Source organism: Pseudomonas lijiangensis (assembly GCF_018968705.1).
Classification (GTDB): Bacteria; Pseudomonadota; Gammaproteobacteria; order Pseudomonadales; family Pseudomonadaceae; genus Aquipseudomonas; species Aquipseudomonas lijiangensis.
On record NZ_CP076668.1, the window covers coordinates 4,112,695 to 4,127,230 of the forward strand.

The 14,536-nt window shown below is 56.9% G+C and carries 9 protein-coding genes; 3 read left to right on the forward strand and 6 right to left on the reverse strand.

The window, feature by feature from the left end:
• Positions 1 to 20: 20 nt before the first annotated feature.
• From KQP88_RS17005 to KQP88_RS17020, 4 genes are all read right to left on the reverse strand, one after another.
• Positions 21 to 2,270 (reverse strand): autotransporter outer membrane beta-barrel domain-containing protein, encoded by a 2,250-nt coding sequence (locus KQP88_RS17005; RefSeq protein ID WP_221556322.1) that lies wholly within the window; start codon positions 2,268 to 2,270, stop codon positions 21 to 23.
• A gap of 307 nt (positions 2,271 to 2,577) precedes the next feature.
• Entirely contained in the window at positions 2,578 to 4,572 is a 1,995-nt protein-coding gene (locus KQP88_RS17010; RefSeq protein ID WP_216703694.1) for a hypothetical protein, read from the reverse strand.
• A gap of 149 nt (positions 4,573 to 4,721) precedes the next feature.
• The gene (locus KQP88_RS17015) at positions 4,722 to 6,026 is read right to left on the reverse strand and encodes a hypothetical protein (protein WP_216703695.1); all 1,305 of its coding nucleotides are present in this window, start codon (positions 6,024 to 6,026) and stop codon (positions 4,722 to 4,724) included.
• A gap of 132 nt (positions 6,027 to 6,158) precedes the next feature.
• Complete coding sequence (locus KQP88_RS17020; RefSeq protein WP_216703696.1) at positions 6,159 to 7,121, reverse strand: NAD(P)H-quinone oxidoreductase; 963 nt, start codon at positions 7,119 to 7,121, stop codon at positions 6,159 to 6,161.
• Positions 7,122 to 7,430: 309 nt separating this feature from the next.
• On the opposite strand from KQP88_RS17020, the gene KQP88_RS17025 reads away from it, so the two are divergent.
• From KQP88_RS17025 to KQP88_RS17035, 3 genes are all read left to right on the forward strand, one after another.
• Positions 7,431 to 9,275 (forward strand): hypothetical protein, encoded by a 1,845-nt coding sequence (locus tag KQP88_RS17025; protein ID WP_216703697.1) that lies wholly within the window; start codon positions 7,431 to 7,433, stop codon positions 9,273 to 9,275.
• 422 nt (positions 9,276 to 9,697) lie between these two features.
• Positions 9,698 to 11,779: a carboxy terminal-processing peptidase gene (locus tag KQP88_RS17030; protein ID WP_200992527.1), complete on the forward strand. Its 2,082-nt coding sequence runs from the start codon at positions 9,698 to 9,700 to the stop codon at positions 11,777 to 11,779.
• Positions 11,780 to 11,895: 116 nt separating this feature from the next.
• Complete coding sequence (locus KQP88_RS17035) at positions 11,896 to 13,668, forward strand: bifunctional diguanylate cyclase/phosphodiesterase (RefSeq protein WP_216703698.1); 1,773 nt, start codon at positions 11,896 to 11,898, stop codon at positions 13,666 to 13,668.
• 164 nt (positions 13,669 to 13,832) lie between these two features.
• On the opposite strand, the gene KQP88_RS17040 is transcribed toward KQP88_RS17035, so the two are convergent.
• Together KQP88_RS17040 and KQP88_RS17045 are read right to left on the reverse strand one after the other, a co-directional pair.
• A complete protein-coding gene (locus KQP88_RS17040) occupies positions 13,833 to 14,198 on the reverse strand; it encodes a hypothetical protein (protein WP_200992529.1) in 366 nt (121 codons plus the stop codon).
• Complete coding sequence (locus KQP88_RS17045; RefSeq protein ID WP_216703699.1) at positions 14,195 to 14,536, reverse strand: helix-turn-helix domain-containing protein; 342 nt, start codon at positions 14,534 to 14,536, stop codon at positions 14,195 to 14,197. Before KQP88_RS17045 ends, KQP88_RS17040 begins: the two co-directional genes overlap by 4 nt.

The window sequence follows — 14,536 nt, forward strand, 5'->3', positions numbered from 1 at the left end:
TACAGGCAGGGAGCGTCCTGTTACCACGAATAACGCAACCCGACATTCGCCCCGAACGGCTGCTCGATATGCTCGCCTTTTGCGTAATCGAAATCGGCATGCACCTGCAGGCTTTCGGAAAAGGCTACGGCGACACCTGCGCCCAACTCACCCCGTGAACCGGACAGATCATTGTTGAAGACATTGTCATTGACTTTCACTTCATTGTTTTTCGCGAATTCGTGCGCACCGGCCACCCGCACGTAAGGCTGCACGACATGACCGCTGGCGAAGGTAAAGTTGCGTCCGGCGGTCATGCCCACCTTGCCCAACAAGGATCGGGTCCGATCGCCGCTGGCCTGCATGCCGTTGTCCAGATCGTAATCCCTGCCCCGGATGACCACACCGGAAAGCTGGGTGAAGGGTTCCATGAAATAGCCATTGTCCAGTTTGATGTGGCGCCCGAACTCCACAGAGCCCCCCACGCCCAGATTGTCGTAGTCGCCTTTGGAGCGGTCACCGTCACTCATGCCGACTTGAGCTTCATTGCGGAAACGGTTGAACTTGATGACACCATCGAAGTAGTAACCGCTGCCCTGATCCAGCCAGGTCGCGTAAGTGCCCAGGTAGTAACTCTTGACCGTGCCGGAAGTGCCGCGATTGAGGTTCAGGTCAGACGTGCTGTGACCCGCCATGACCCCGATCAGCCATTGCCCGTCACCCACAGGCAGCGGTGCATCGGCGCCCAGAGAAAAGCCCTGCTGATTTTGCTGATAACCCACACCTGAAGCGTCAGCCACATCGTATTTGTTGCCATAGGCACGAACCCAGCCACCGGCCTGACCACCATTGAAACGCAGTTCGCCCATTCGGCTGCGCAGGGAAGTCAGCTCGCCATACCAGACCGTCGGTGCAGTATTGAACAGAGCAAGTACCGAACGGGTGCCAGGGCTGATGGTTGTTTTCGACGGGTCCAGATACCACTCGGTAGCGCCGTTGGCATCCGTTCTGGATGACAGCCCGTAAGACCAGGTGCCCACATCGACCGCACCACCGGCCAGCGAGAATACCGCGTCCCCTCCTGCCATTTGCACCATGGTCAACTGTTCAGGCGAAACCGGATCGACACCGGACCCGGCAATCAGCAAGGTATGACTACCCGTGGCCGACCCCGTGACATTCATGCTGTCATGCTCGTTGGTGGCAAAGTCGACATCCATCTGGAAACTACCGTTTCCGGACAGGGTTCCGACATCCAGTCGGTGGAAAGCTTGAGGATCACCGAACTTCACCGTGCCGCCATTCATCGCCAGACTGGCCACGGTGTTGTCAGCGGTCATGTTCCATTGCGACTGGCTGTTGATGTTGACGCTGTCCACATGAGTCAGGCTGCCGGTGAACACCGACTGGTTGTTCAGGGTCAGGCTGCTGGAGCTGGTGCCATCAGCCGTGATGTTTCCCTGAAGCGATGCCTGATCAAGGCTGATGTTGCCAGTACTGCCGTCGGATATCTCGATATTCCCCGTCAGGGCACTGCCTTGAATCAGGACATTGGCAGTCGCCAGCGCCTTGACTTCAAGGGCATTGCCATTACCGCCGGTAAGAGTCGTGCCATTGAGCAGATTCAGATTGGCCACCATTGGCGTACCCAGTCCGTCAATCAGGATGGCCGCGCCACTGCCACCTTCGACATGAGTACCGTCAAGATTGACTGTCCCTTCACGTACAGCGCCCGCATTGGAGCGGTACTGAATGCCATTGCTGCCGCCCTTGATGGTGCTGCTGCGCAATGTCATATCGGAACTGAAAGCCCGGATACCGTAACTACTGGCACCTGTACCGGTTACCTGAGTACCGGTCATGTCCAGGGTACTGAGGGCTGAAAGTGATACGCCACCAATGCCCCCGCTTACCGTGCCACCTGTCACGTTCAGAATACTGCCGCTGCTGGCAGGCAACTGAACGCCGCGCAACCCGATGCCACCTTCACTGGTAATCGCCGTATCGGTGAGCGTTGCCCGCCCGTTGGTGATTGACAACCCGAACGGGCTGGCAGCAGTGGCTGTAATGGTCGCGCTATGGATAATGGCTACCGAACCACTGCCCAGATTGATTTCCTGTGTCGTACTGTTGGCATTGACGTTGAGCGTCGCATTGTCAGCCCCGCTGTTGATCGCCAGTGTCTGGGCACCATCGACTGTAAGTGTCGAGTCTTGAGCCAATGTCCAGCGTTCGACGACATTGGTTGCATTGATTGTTTTAACTTCCCCCGGTTGTAATGTACCGGCCACTGTTACAGTACTGAAACACATAAGCAGGAAAATAGAGAAACCACTTCTGGCTTTATAAAAGCCAAAAACAGACCGCTTGTACATGACTGCACCCCATGGAAAAAAATCACCTTCCAACGGAGCGACAGCACCGAAGGACCCGACCGCGCAGATTACTTCGTCCCTGGCTAAATCTATGTAGGAATATTCCTGTAGCGCTGAGTGTAGTTTCCTACTAGCTTTAAAAAGTACCGTTTATCATCCAACTGGAATAACGTTTATAAAAAAAGCCGCAGGGTTGCGGCTTTCTTATAAGAACTTTCTCTAATCAGACAAAGCATGTTCCGCCCGCATTAGTAGAGGAAGCACGAATATAAACATCCCCCACCATGGGCGGAGTCGTTTTGGATACATACTTCAAGCGGATAGAACCATCACGACCTACCGGCTCGATATGATCCATATAAGGCTCTACATTGAAAGTGAAGCCGCTACTCGCTTCCACGTCGGTGATGGTTTTGGTGAGTGTCCACTCCGTGCCTGCTTCATCGCCCGAGAGCCCTTCACGTGTATTGTAAGCCTGCCACGTGAAAGTGAGCTCTTCCCCGCCCTGCAGCAACGGGTTATTGCCAGGCACCTCGACCCGCACATGGTGATCGGCATCGATGAACGATGTGCAATTGAGGATGGGTTGCCCAGAGCCACTGGTTCGCGCATCAGGAAATACGGGCGAGGCAAGTTTTATGGGCAAGGCGGCGGTGACATCCACCAGCGTGGGCTCGCACATTTCCTTGTTTCCGGAACCGTCGGCCAGGCCGACCGTATAGAACACAGGCAAGTCGACTTCGGCCGGCTTGTCCTTGATGTCATCCCATGCAACGGTAAATGTATAAATATCACCGGGGGTATCCGCTGCCGGATCAGGTAGATAAAGACCCACCGATTTGTCTGTGGACTTCCAGTACAGCTTCATTCGCTCCCCCGCACCAATGGGGTCATAAAGCGCAACGCTTACCTCCACCGGCAAACTGGCGTCATCGGCATTCAAGACGTTGTCCGTGGCATTTGGACCGGTTCCCCTCACCGTCACCCTGGGCAGGCTCCTGTTGATGGGATCGGGTCTGTCAGGATTGACAGGGCCAGGCACAAACAGATCCACATTGATGGTCGTCGCCGGGGAAGGAAAATTTCTGTTGCCGCGCTGCACGACATAGCTGATATCCGTTGCCTTGGGACCTTTTGTGGCATCGCCATAGGCAGGTTGCACAACCGTCGAATAAGGCACCCCCAGAATAATGGGATCGACGGGCGTAGGCCCGACCGTGTGATCGACCTTCAGGGCTGCGGTCCCCCAGGTCAGGATGACGTGATCGGAATTGAGCCAGTTGCCATATAGCGTGATCTGTACCAGTTCAGGCGTGCTGGAGATATCCACCAGGTCCAGCACACCGTCATCGGCCAGTGGCACCAAAGGAGCGTCCAGTGGCTCGACAGGCAGAGGCCCGATGAACAGGCCGGTTTGCGTCCGGTCAGAAAAGGGGCCTCGGTTGCCGGCCTTGTCCAACAGGCGATAATCCAGATAGATCATTCCATCCGGCAGACTGAATGCATCGCCCGGAATGATGACTTCACGATTGGCATTGAGGGTTCCTTCATGCACAGGGTCTATTGGCTGCGTGGCCGAATAGATATAGAACTGCACGCTATCGCCCGGCTTTTCATCCGCATAAGGCGGGATGACCACGGGTACACCACTGTTGGCGGTGATGTAATCCTGGGTGATACCGTCCTGGTCGATGGTGGCTTGATCGACAAACGTCAACTTCGCAGGCGATTGATTATTATGCGGTGGCGTCTTGTCGATGATGAACGTAGTCACATCCGAGGGCGTGTCCGTTCCATTTTCAATGACCACGCGATAGCGCAACTCGAACGTGCCTTCCAGAGCAAAATTCGAGCTTTTGAAGTCCAGCTGTTTGGGAAAGTCAGCCGCGTTTATAGGCCCGGGAAACTGAATCGTCTGGACCTCTGCCCAAGTGGATGAGGTCGCCAGCTTCCACTCGAAATACAGGGTATCCACATCACCGGCCACGCTTGCATAGTTGGGCCATAACGCGATGGTAATGGGCATATCCTTTTCCTGATCTTCCCGCGGAACCAGGTCGGCAAAATCCGGATCCCCGCCCCACCAGGAAGGATGCTCAGGAGCAGCCAGATTGGCGAGTACAGATCTTCCACCTCGTGCCTGACTGGCCTTTCTCATGTATCTGGCCAATGCCCGCTCGATGGTTTTCGTCTCTTCGCTGGGTGTAGTGTTCGTCATGTCGCTCTCCTTGAGACGGGTCATGCTGAATGACTCAAAGCATCCTTTCTTACAGCTGCACAGTCCGCTCTTTCATGCAGAAATTTTAATGAAGCCGGAATAAACATATAAAAACAGACTCAATGACGCGCTCGCTACTTGCTGACGGTTCATGGCCCACAGATATCACCGCCCGGCAAAAGTCTGTTGAACTTCACCAGTCCTTCCTCTGATCGCCCCGACTGTCCATTGCCTTTCAATAACACATAGGTCGCAATACCCGACCCTTCGACCATGGGTTCGATATAAGGAATAAAAGGCTCGACGATAATATCGAGATAACCGTCTACCACATGCGTAGCCAGGATCGTTGCATTGAAGACACCTTCGGTGCCTGCAATGGGATCAATACCATTCAATGAACGGTATCCTTGCCAGAAAAGAACAATCCGGTCCTGATACTCGAAAAGATTGTTGATGAAATTGATCCTCACCCGAACGCCCTTCCAGGGTTCGTTTTCACAGTTGTAATAACCCCATATCGTTGCATCGGGGAAATCGGGTTCTGGAAAGCCACCGCCCGGCAGTGGTTTAAGCACAACCGTCGTTGAGGCCTCCCGTGAAAATGTCTGAGTCTCGTTCCCGGCCCGGTCACGAACCTTGTAGGTCGCGTAATAAATGCCATCCCTGTCGGAATCGCGGATGACATCGCCAGGCAACAGCATGCGAATATCGTCCGCATCGATTTCAGACTGCGTGAGCTGTTTACTGCTGGACATCTCTGAGGTCGGCGGATTGTTTGGCGACCAATAAAGCTCAATCACATCCCCCTCTTCGGCATCCAGATAGACAGGGCTCGGCAGCCTCAGCTCGACCTGATTGCCATGGCTGTCCAGATAAGCCTCATCGATGAACCCGCCATTCAGGTCAGCAGGCAGCAGCAAGGCCAGCAGTTGCTGGTTGTAGCTGGGGGGATGGGTGTCGATGGTGACAGTCCGGGGCATGGAAAGAATGGGAGAACCGTTTTCACCCGCGACCCGGTAATGGATCTGATAGGAACCGTCAGACTGCAACAGGTTACTGGGAATGGTCAGGCTGAAGGGAAACAGGGAAGCGTCCACAGGGCCTGGAAAAGTATGAGTTGCAACAGGTACGTCCGATACCCCCCAGAAAAGCGTCAGTACATCGCTTTCACCTGGCAAGGCCGATACAGGCCACAAAGGCACCAACACCTCCAGATCCTCAAGCTGAGTACCGGTTGGAACAAGACCGGAAGGGTCTTTCGGATCAATGATCGCAGGCACATCGGGTGCAGGCAGCAGATTGGCATTCGATGCGGTGTTTGCCGCCACACAGCATTCAGAAGGTTGTAGCGAGCGCCCCTCATTCATACCGCCCATGACCTCGTTCAAAAAGTGCTCGAACCGTGCGTTATCCACCTGCACGAACTGGCCTTGATTGAACGCTCTGGGCATTTTTTTTCACACTGTCAGAAGTGACAGGTTTCGCTGCCACTGATCGGACGGCAAACAGAATATGAATGATGAAATGCGGCTCAGAAGAGAGGCATCGCGAGCAGAACGCTCACGATGCCCACAGGAGGCGTGTCACTCCAGACTGGAGTCGATAACCAGCACAATCTTGCCCGACACCTGATTGGTCGCCAGCTCCGCGAATGCGGCTTCGGCGTCACTGATCCCAAAGGTTCTGGCCAGTTGCGGCTTGAGACGCCCTTCGGTGAACAGCGGCCAGACATGCTGGCCCAGATCGCTGAGCAGGTCTGCCTTGAACGAGTCGTCACGGCTGCGCAAGGTCGAACCGAGAACCTGAATGCGTTTGCCCAGCACCTGAGCCATGTCCACCTGAGCGTCGCGCCCGCCCATCAGGCCGATCAGCACCCAGCGGCCGTCGAGGCCCAGCAGCTTGACGTTAAGCCCTGCGTAATTGGCGCCGACCGGATCGAGAATCACATCGAACGGAGCAAAGTCACTCAGGCTTTCAAGGCTGTCACTGCGCACCACCCCGCCCTGCGCGCCCAGTTCGACGCAATACGCCAGACGCTCGGTAGAGCCGACGCTGACCCAGACCGGGCTGCCGAAAGCCTTGCATAGTTGTATACCCGCAGAACCAACGCCGCTGGCGCCGGCGTGCAGCAAGACTTTTTCACCGGGCTTGAGACCCGCCAGTTGAAACAGGTTCAGCCACGCCGTGGCATAGACTTCCGGGATCGCGGCCGCTTCATGCAGCGAGAGCCCCTCAGGCACAGGCAGCACATGACGCGCATCGACCACCACTTCTTCGGCCATCGCACCGCCCGCCAGCAGCGCACAGACACGGTCTCCGACCTGCCAGGAAGTGCCCGGCCCGACCTCGTCGATCACACCCGAACACTCCAGCCCGAGGATCGACGTGACGCCCGGCGGTGGCGGATACAGACCCGCACGCTGCAACAGATCAGCCCGATTCAGGCCAGCAGCAGCCACTTTGATCCGAACCTGCCCCACATCGAGGGCCGGGGCTGGCTCTTCGACCCATTCCACATGTCCTTCAACGCCTTGCAATGCCTTCACAGTACCTCCGTCATGAGTCAGGACTGAACCCAGGGCAGTCGCCCCGGCTTCTGCATTATGCGACCGGGTCCACGATCAGGCGAACTTTAATCTGCCCGACCGTCCGGCACTGTCATTTCTGACAGTGACAGGCAGATTCATCGATTAAATACTCCCTGACACTGCCGCATTGCTGGACTCCGGAAAGGATTCTGGAGGATTCAGGCACCTGATCCAGCCTGCGCTCATTACCTCAGCCCGGCTCAACCGACGTGCATCGCCACGGTGTACCCGCCTTCAAGTAAGTCATGACTCAGCAAGGAACCATTCATGAATACTCCCTCAATCCCGTCAAGCCAGCCATCCGGAAAGCTGACTGCCCTGCAAATCCCGTCAATCGACCTCTGCGGCAACAGCGGGCTGGGCTGGACCGATCTCAAGGACCCTCAAAAAGGCGTGGCGCTGTTCGCAGTCACGCCGGTCGGTACGCTCAAAGGCGACCTCATCGAATTGCTCTGGAACGGTCAGGTCATCCAGAGCCTGTTTGCCAACCCTGATCGGCCCTCCATCGACTTTTCAGTGCTGCCTCAGGATATTCCCGACGAGCCTGAAGTTTGCGAGGTGTTCTACCGGATCACGCCCGCTGCGGGCGGTACACCCAATGATTCTCCCGTGCGCCAGGTACGGGTCAAACGCAGCGTGCCCGGCGGGCTGGATACGGACAACCACACGCCCTACATCAACGATAATCTGGCATCTGTAGAAAACCTGCCTTCGACTATCGAGACGCCAACCGATCTGCCATTAAGCATCGCAGCCTGGGACAACATGGAGGAAGGCGATGTTCTCCGGGTATTCTGGGCGAGCAACGAATTCGTCGTCGAGAACCCGCCGCTGCCATCCGGCGAAACCGGCAAGCCACAGACTATCGTCGTGCCATCTGCGTTGCAAAAGGCTGCTGGCAACAGTGAGAACCTGGCGGTCTATTACGAGATCAGCGACCGGGTGAGCAACTGGTCGCGCTATTCGCTCGCCGCATTCACCGCCGTGGATATCTTGCTGACACCCGCTCCGACGGTTAAGGAAGCGCCTGAAGGCGTGCTGGACCCACTTCTGGCCGTAGAAGGTGCAACCGTGGTGGTGGCTTACCCCAGCATGCTCGATACCGACATTATCCGCGTGCGCTGGAACGGCTACGAGGACGTGACCCATCCGGTTTCCCGGCCAGGCAGCCCTGCGAAGCAGGTCGAATTTACCGTTCCACCCGCCGCCATTGCCTCTGCGCTGGGAAAAACACTGGAGGTCACTTATATCGTGAGCCGTGACTCGAATGAGCTGGAGTCCGATGTACTGACTCTGACGGTACAGGCATTACCCGGCTCGTCTCTGCCGACACCGAAAATCACACAAGCCTCGTACCCCGGCAACGTACTGCGTATCAACCAATTAAATGAAGATGCAGATCTGACCATCGAGGCCTGGCCGCTCATCGCAACAGGTCAGCGCATCTGGCTGCGCCTCGAAAGCACCGCCCGCGATGGCTCGGACTATAACTGGAATCACCCGATCTGGCAGAACTTCGCGATCACCAGTGACACGGCCCAGAGCACCAAGGTGGCGTTGAGCGAGCTTCAAAAACTCAAACACCAGGCCTACCTGCGTTTGATCATGGAGGTATCGTTCGACGGCGGAGAGACCAGGACGTCGTTTCCGGTCGATAACCTGATAATTATCTCTTACTACCCGGTCAACGGCTCCGAGAACTGGGAAAGCATTCCCACCCTACATTTTCCGGTTAATGGAACGGTGAGGTGCTCGGATGACATGACCGTTTTCATGCACGTGAGACCGGCCTCTCTTGTAAGCCTTGGCACAACTTATCCAGCCTTCGGCAGCCGTACCTTTGAGACCACAGGGGATAACCAGTTCACGATCAATTTTAATGGCTTGATCAAGACCCTGAAAATGTCTCACGTTGGCGCGGACGCCACCCAGGATCACATCACCTTTTACGACATGGATCAAATATCTATCGTTGAAGCACAACTGCTATCTGGCACTGGCATCGTTTCCCAGGAAATTCATCTCAGTCGGCCATGCCTTTTTTGCAAGCTATCTCTAGGCCAGCACACGTTACTTCTGGACAACCTGAGCTGGACTGAATGGGTCCCTTGAATCTGAATCCGGGAAATCTCGATATCCCGGTCGCCCGGCAACTTGTGGGGCATTTGGCTGCCCCACCTGTCCGCTTTCCAGTCGCATACAGTACGCAAAAGCTGAATACTGGCTGAATCAACCCTGTTTGGCACCGAAGCTCATCAAGACCTCCAGATGCTCACCTGTCGCATCGTCTGCCGCGACAAGTGCCGCCATCCGGCCCCGAACACATTCTGCACTCATCACCGCCCCCAAGGCTTCCAGCCCCGAGACATATGCTTGGACGCCTTGCAATGCCTTCAGAGTGCCGCCATAGTGAGTCCAGACTGAGCCCGAAGCTGTTTAGCCGGGCTTTTGCATTATGCGGCCGGGTCCGAAGGAACCGGCGACCTCAAAGACGGCCTAATATGCGTTCTCACTTGTCACCACGTCGAATCAGCATGAAGCACTTACTCCCAAGCACCGCCCTCGCACTGTCTATCGGCCTGAGCCTGTTGCCGATGTCAGCCAGCACTTTTGCCGCCAACAGCTGGGATAATCTTCAGCCGGACCGCGACGAAGTGGTTGCCAGTCTCAATGTGGTCGAGCTGCTCAAGCGGCATCACTACAGCAAACCGCCGCTGGACGACAAACGCTCGGTCATCATCTATCAGAGCTACCTGAAGCTTCTGGACCCGGCCCGCAGCTATTTCACAGCCAGCGATATCACAGAATTCGACAAGTGGCAGACCCAGTTCGACGACTTCCTCAAGAGCGGCGACCTGAACCCTGGCTTCATCATGTACAAGCGTTATCTGGATCGCGTGAAAGCGCGGATGGATTTCGTGCTGGCAGAACTGAACAAGGGCGTCGACAAGATCGACTTCAACACCAAGGAAACCCTGCTGGTCGACCGCAAGGACGCCGCTTGGCCCAAGAACGAAGCCGAACTCGACGAGCTGTGGCGCAAACGCGTCAAGGATGAAGTCCTGCGTCTGAAGATCGCTGGCAAGGATCCGTCGAAGATCCAGGAAACCCTGACCAAGCGTTACAAGAATCAGCTGGCGCGCCTGGGCCAGACCCGCGCTGAAGATATCTTCCAGGCGTACATCAATACCTTCGCCATGTCCTACGATCCGCACACCAATTACCTGTCTCCCGACAGCGCGGAAAACTTCGACATCAACATGAGCCTGTCGCTGGAAGGCATCGGCGCCGTGTTGCAGAGCGACAGCGACAACGTGAAGATCGTGCGTCTGGTACCGGCAGGCCCGGCAGCCAAGACCAAGCAGGTCGCTCCGGCCGACAAGATCGTCGGTGTCGCCCAGGGCGACAAGGAAATGGTCGATGTGATCGGCTGGCGCCTGGACGAAGTGGTCAAACTGATTCGCGGGCCAAAAGGCTCGGTGGTACGCCTGGAAGTCATTCCTGCCAGCAATGCCCCGAACGACCAGACCAGCAAGATCGTTTCCATCACCCGCGAAGCGGTCAAGCTTGAAGAGCAGGCGGCGAAGAAGTCGATCCTGCACCTGAATCAGGATGGCAAGGACTACAAGCTCGGCGTCATCGAGATTCCAGCCTTCTATCTGGACTTCAAGGCCTACCGTGCCGGTGATCCGCAGTACAAGAGCACCACCCGCGACGTCAAGAAACTGCTGACCGAACTCAAGGCAGAGAATGTCGACGGCGTCGTGCTGGACCTGCGCAACAACGGCGGCGGCTCCCTCCAGGAAGCCACCGAACTGACCAGCCTGTTCATCGAACAAGGCCCGACCGTTCTGGTGCGCAATGCCGACGGCAAGGTCGATGTCCTCGAAGACGAAGCCAAAGGTGCCTTCTACAAAGGTCCGATGGCGTTGCTGGTCAACCGTTTGTCAGCATCGGCCTCGGAGATTTTCGCAGGCGCCATGCAGGACTATCACCGCGCACTGGTGATCGGCGGGCAGACCTTCGGTAAAGGCACCGTACAAACCATCCAGCCGCTCAACCATGGCGAGCTGAAACTGACACTGGCCAAGTTCTACCGGGTATCCGGTCAGAGCACCCAGCATCAGGGCGTGGTACCGGACATCACTTACCCGTCGCTGATCGACACCAAGGAAATCGGCGAAAGCGCCCTGCCCGAGGCCATGCCATGGGACAGCATCAAGCCGGCGATCAAGCCTGCCATCGATCCGTTCAAGCCATTCCTGGCGCAGTTGCAGTCGCGTCATGAAGCCCGTACTGCCAAGGACGCCGAGTTTGTCTTCATCGAAGACCGCCTTGCCCTGGCCAAGAAGCTGATGAGCGAAAAAACCGTCAGCCTCAACGAAGCGGATCGTCGTGCCGAACACACCTCGATTGAAAACAAGCAGCTGGCTCTGGAAAACACCCGCCGCAAGGCCAAGGGTGAGGAGCCGCTCAAGGAGCTGAAAAAAGAGGATGAGGATGCTCTGCCGGTAGAAAACGAGAAGACCAAACCCGAGGATGACGCCTACCTGGCGGAAACCGGGCGCATTCTGATCGACTACCTGGGGCTGAGTGGGTCGGTCGCAAAGAAGTGACCGCTTATCGTTAATGGCTAAGTAATGGCATCTGTCATTAAACGGTCATTGATCTGTAGTGTAATAAGGGGCTGAGCGTAAGCGCGTTCAGCCCCTTTTTACATCCAGAGACCGCCATGACGATGAATGAGCAGTTGAGTGCACTGAGTTCTATTCTGGCTCGTAGTGATTTGCACAGCCTGTTCCAACCCATCGTTTCGCTCTCGGGACGCAGCATCCTGGGCTATGAAGCCCTGACCCGAGGCCCGTCCAACAGCAAGCTGCACTCTCCCATCAATCTGTTCTCCGTGGCACGCAAGGCAGGTCGCCTCAGCGAGCTGGAACTGACCTGCCGCGACGGCGCCTGTCGTCGCTTCAGCCAGCAGAAGCTGCCGGGCAAGCTGTTTCTCAATGTCTCCCCCGAATCGCTGCTGGAAGCCTCCCATCCACCGGGCCGCACCCTCGAAATGCTGCAACGCTACGGCATCGCCCCGAAAGATGTGGTGATCGAACTGACCGAGCAGATGCCTACCGATGATTTCGAGCTGCTGTACAACGCGCTGCACCATTACCGCGACATGGGGTTTTCCATCGCACTGGATGATCTGGGTGCCGGTTACTCCAGCCTGAGGCTGTGGTCGGAACTGCGCCCCGATTACGTGAAGATCGACCGGCACTTCATCGACGGCATTCATCAGGATGCGGTCAAGCGCGAGTTTGTCGGCTCCATGCTGCAAATGGCCAAGGCGTCACGGGCCACGGTGATCGCCGAAGGCATCGAACTGCCGGAAGAACTGACGGCGCTGACCGAAATGGGCGTGGATCTGGTACAGGGTTATCTCCTGGCCCGTCCTCAGGAACGCCCGTCACGGGACGTGCGGGTCATGCTGCCCAAGACCGAAGTGGCCACCATATCCCTGAACGAAGAAGCGCCGGACCTGAGCGCTCTGCTCAACCCGCAACCGTCGGTCAATCAGGAAACCCCGACCGCCGACGTGCTCGAAGCCTTCCGCAAACAGGCAAATCTCAACTCACTGGCCGTGCTGGACGAGCACTTGCGGCCCTGCGGCATTGTTCATCGTCACTCGTTGTCGGAAGTGCTGCTCAAACCGTTCGGCACCGAGCTGTTTGCCCGCAAACCCATCAGCCGCCTGATGAGCGATGACTTTTTAGCCGTGGAGGTGAACCAGTCCCTGCAACAGGTCAGCCGACTGCTGACCAGCCGGGCACGCCAGCGCATCGAAGAAGATTTCATCATCACCAGCAACGGGATCTATATTGGCCTGGGCCGGGTGATCGATGTCCTGAAACTGATTACCGAGCTGAAAATCCAGCAGGCCCGCTACGCCAACCCGCTGACCCTGCTGCCGGGTAATGTGCCGATCCAGCAATGCCTGACGCGCCTGCTGCAACAAGGACGTGAATCGATAATCTGCTATGTCGACATCGACAGCTTCAAGCCTTTCAACGATATCTACGGTTACGCCCGTGGCGACGAGGTCTTGCTGTGTCTGGCCCAATGCCTGAACGATCGTATCGACCCGAGCCGTGATTTTGTCGGGCATATTGGCGGCGATGACTTTCTGATGGTGCTGGGTTTCGAGGAGTGGGAAAAACGCCTGCAGTCCCTGCTCGATGACTTCCAGAACCAGTGCCGACGCTTCTACAGGGCCGAACACCTGCAAACCGGCTGCTTCACTGCGCTGAATCGCCAGGGCCAGCGCCAGGAGTTTGCGCTGCTGTCGCTGTCGATCGGGGTGGTCCATCTGCGCAAGGAAAGCTGCTCACAAGTGGACGCCAGCCAGTTGGCCGACCTGGCCTCCCAGGCCAAACACTTCGCCAAGGATGTGGCAGGTGGCAGCGTGCATGTGATCGATTCGTTGAGGCTGGATTTGCTATCCAGTGCCTGAGTCGATTCGCGCCGATCAAAGCAGATGGCTGGGTCGCAATCCGTGGGAGGGGCCTTGGCCGCGACAGCCAGTATGAAGGCACTGAAAATGTATTGCCTTTGAGCAGGTCGTCGCGGCCAAGGCCCCTCCCACAAAGACCTCACTCACCAAAGGACGGGGAATTCCTACAACGGCTCGGGATAGGAGAACTCGAAAACCCGCACCACTTCCGAAGCATGCCAGGCGGCAGCGGCTACGCCATCGGAAGGCCCGGAAAACCTGCCCAGTCGCTCGACGCATTCGAAGAAACCAGGACGCGGTAAACGGCTCGCACCCTGGCTGATGACCAGCGAGCTGCGCAGTGGCTGCTCGGCACGTACATCCAGAGCCGCCAGATGCTCAAGGGCGGCGGTCAGGGTCTGCATCGCAGGGCTGGGCAATTGCAGGCGCTCCAGCAAGGCCCTGTAGGTCACCAGATGACGCTGGCGGCGCGCATCGTCCAGTTCGCTCAACAGTCCATCCCAATGCTGACGACTGATGCGCACACTCATGACTCGCTTCTCCAGCCTGGAAGCCCCAGCTCCCATGCCAGGCTGCGTTTGATCGCGGCATCGGGTTCGCGGGTTCCGTTTTCGATCAGCTCCAGATAGGACGGGCTGATACCGACTGACCGCGCCAGCTTCGCGGCTTCAAGCCCCTTGGCTTCGCGCAGGGCAGCCAACTGATCAAAAGCCGGGTAATCGGGACTGGAAGCTTCGCTGGATGCCTGGACCGGCTCCGTACGTGCCTTGTCCGCAAAGCCTGCGGCTTTCAGGAGCGCCTGATACTGAGCCCACGGCAGAACTGCATATTCCGGCTCTCCATCACGAGAAATCACTTGAAGATCCAT

Excerpts from the sequence above, each read along its gene's own strand:
- KQP88_RS17015 (WP_216703695.1), bottom strand. The coding sequence starts at position 6,026 with ATGCCCAGAGCGTTCAATCAAGGCCAGTTCGTGCAGGTGGATAACGCA.
- KQP88_RS17045 (WP_216703699.1), bottom strand. The coding sequence starts at position 14,536 with ATGGATCTTCAAGTGATTTCTCGTGATGGAGAGCCGGAATATGCAGTT.
- KQP88_RS17025 (WP_216703697.1), top strand. The coding sequence starts at position 7,431 with ATGAATACTCCCTCAATCCCGTCAAGCCAGCCATCCGGAAAGCTGACT.
- KQP88_RS17035 (WP_216703698.1), top strand. The coding sequence starts at position 11,896 with ATGACGATGAATGAGCAGTTGAGTGCACTGAGTTCTATTCTGGCTCGT.
- KQP88_RS17010 (WP_216703694.1), bottom strand. The coding sequence starts at position 4,572 with ATGACGAACACTACACCCAGCGAAGAGACGAAAACCATCGAGCGGGCA.
- KQP88_RS17030 (WP_200992527.1), top strand. The coding sequence starts at position 9,698 with ATGAAGCACTTACTCCCAAGCACCGCCCTCGCACTGTCTATCGGCCTG.
- KQP88_RS17040 (WP_200992529.1), bottom strand. The coding sequence starts at position 14,198 with ATGAGTGTGCGCATCAGTCGTCAGCATTGGGATGGACTGTTGAGCGAA.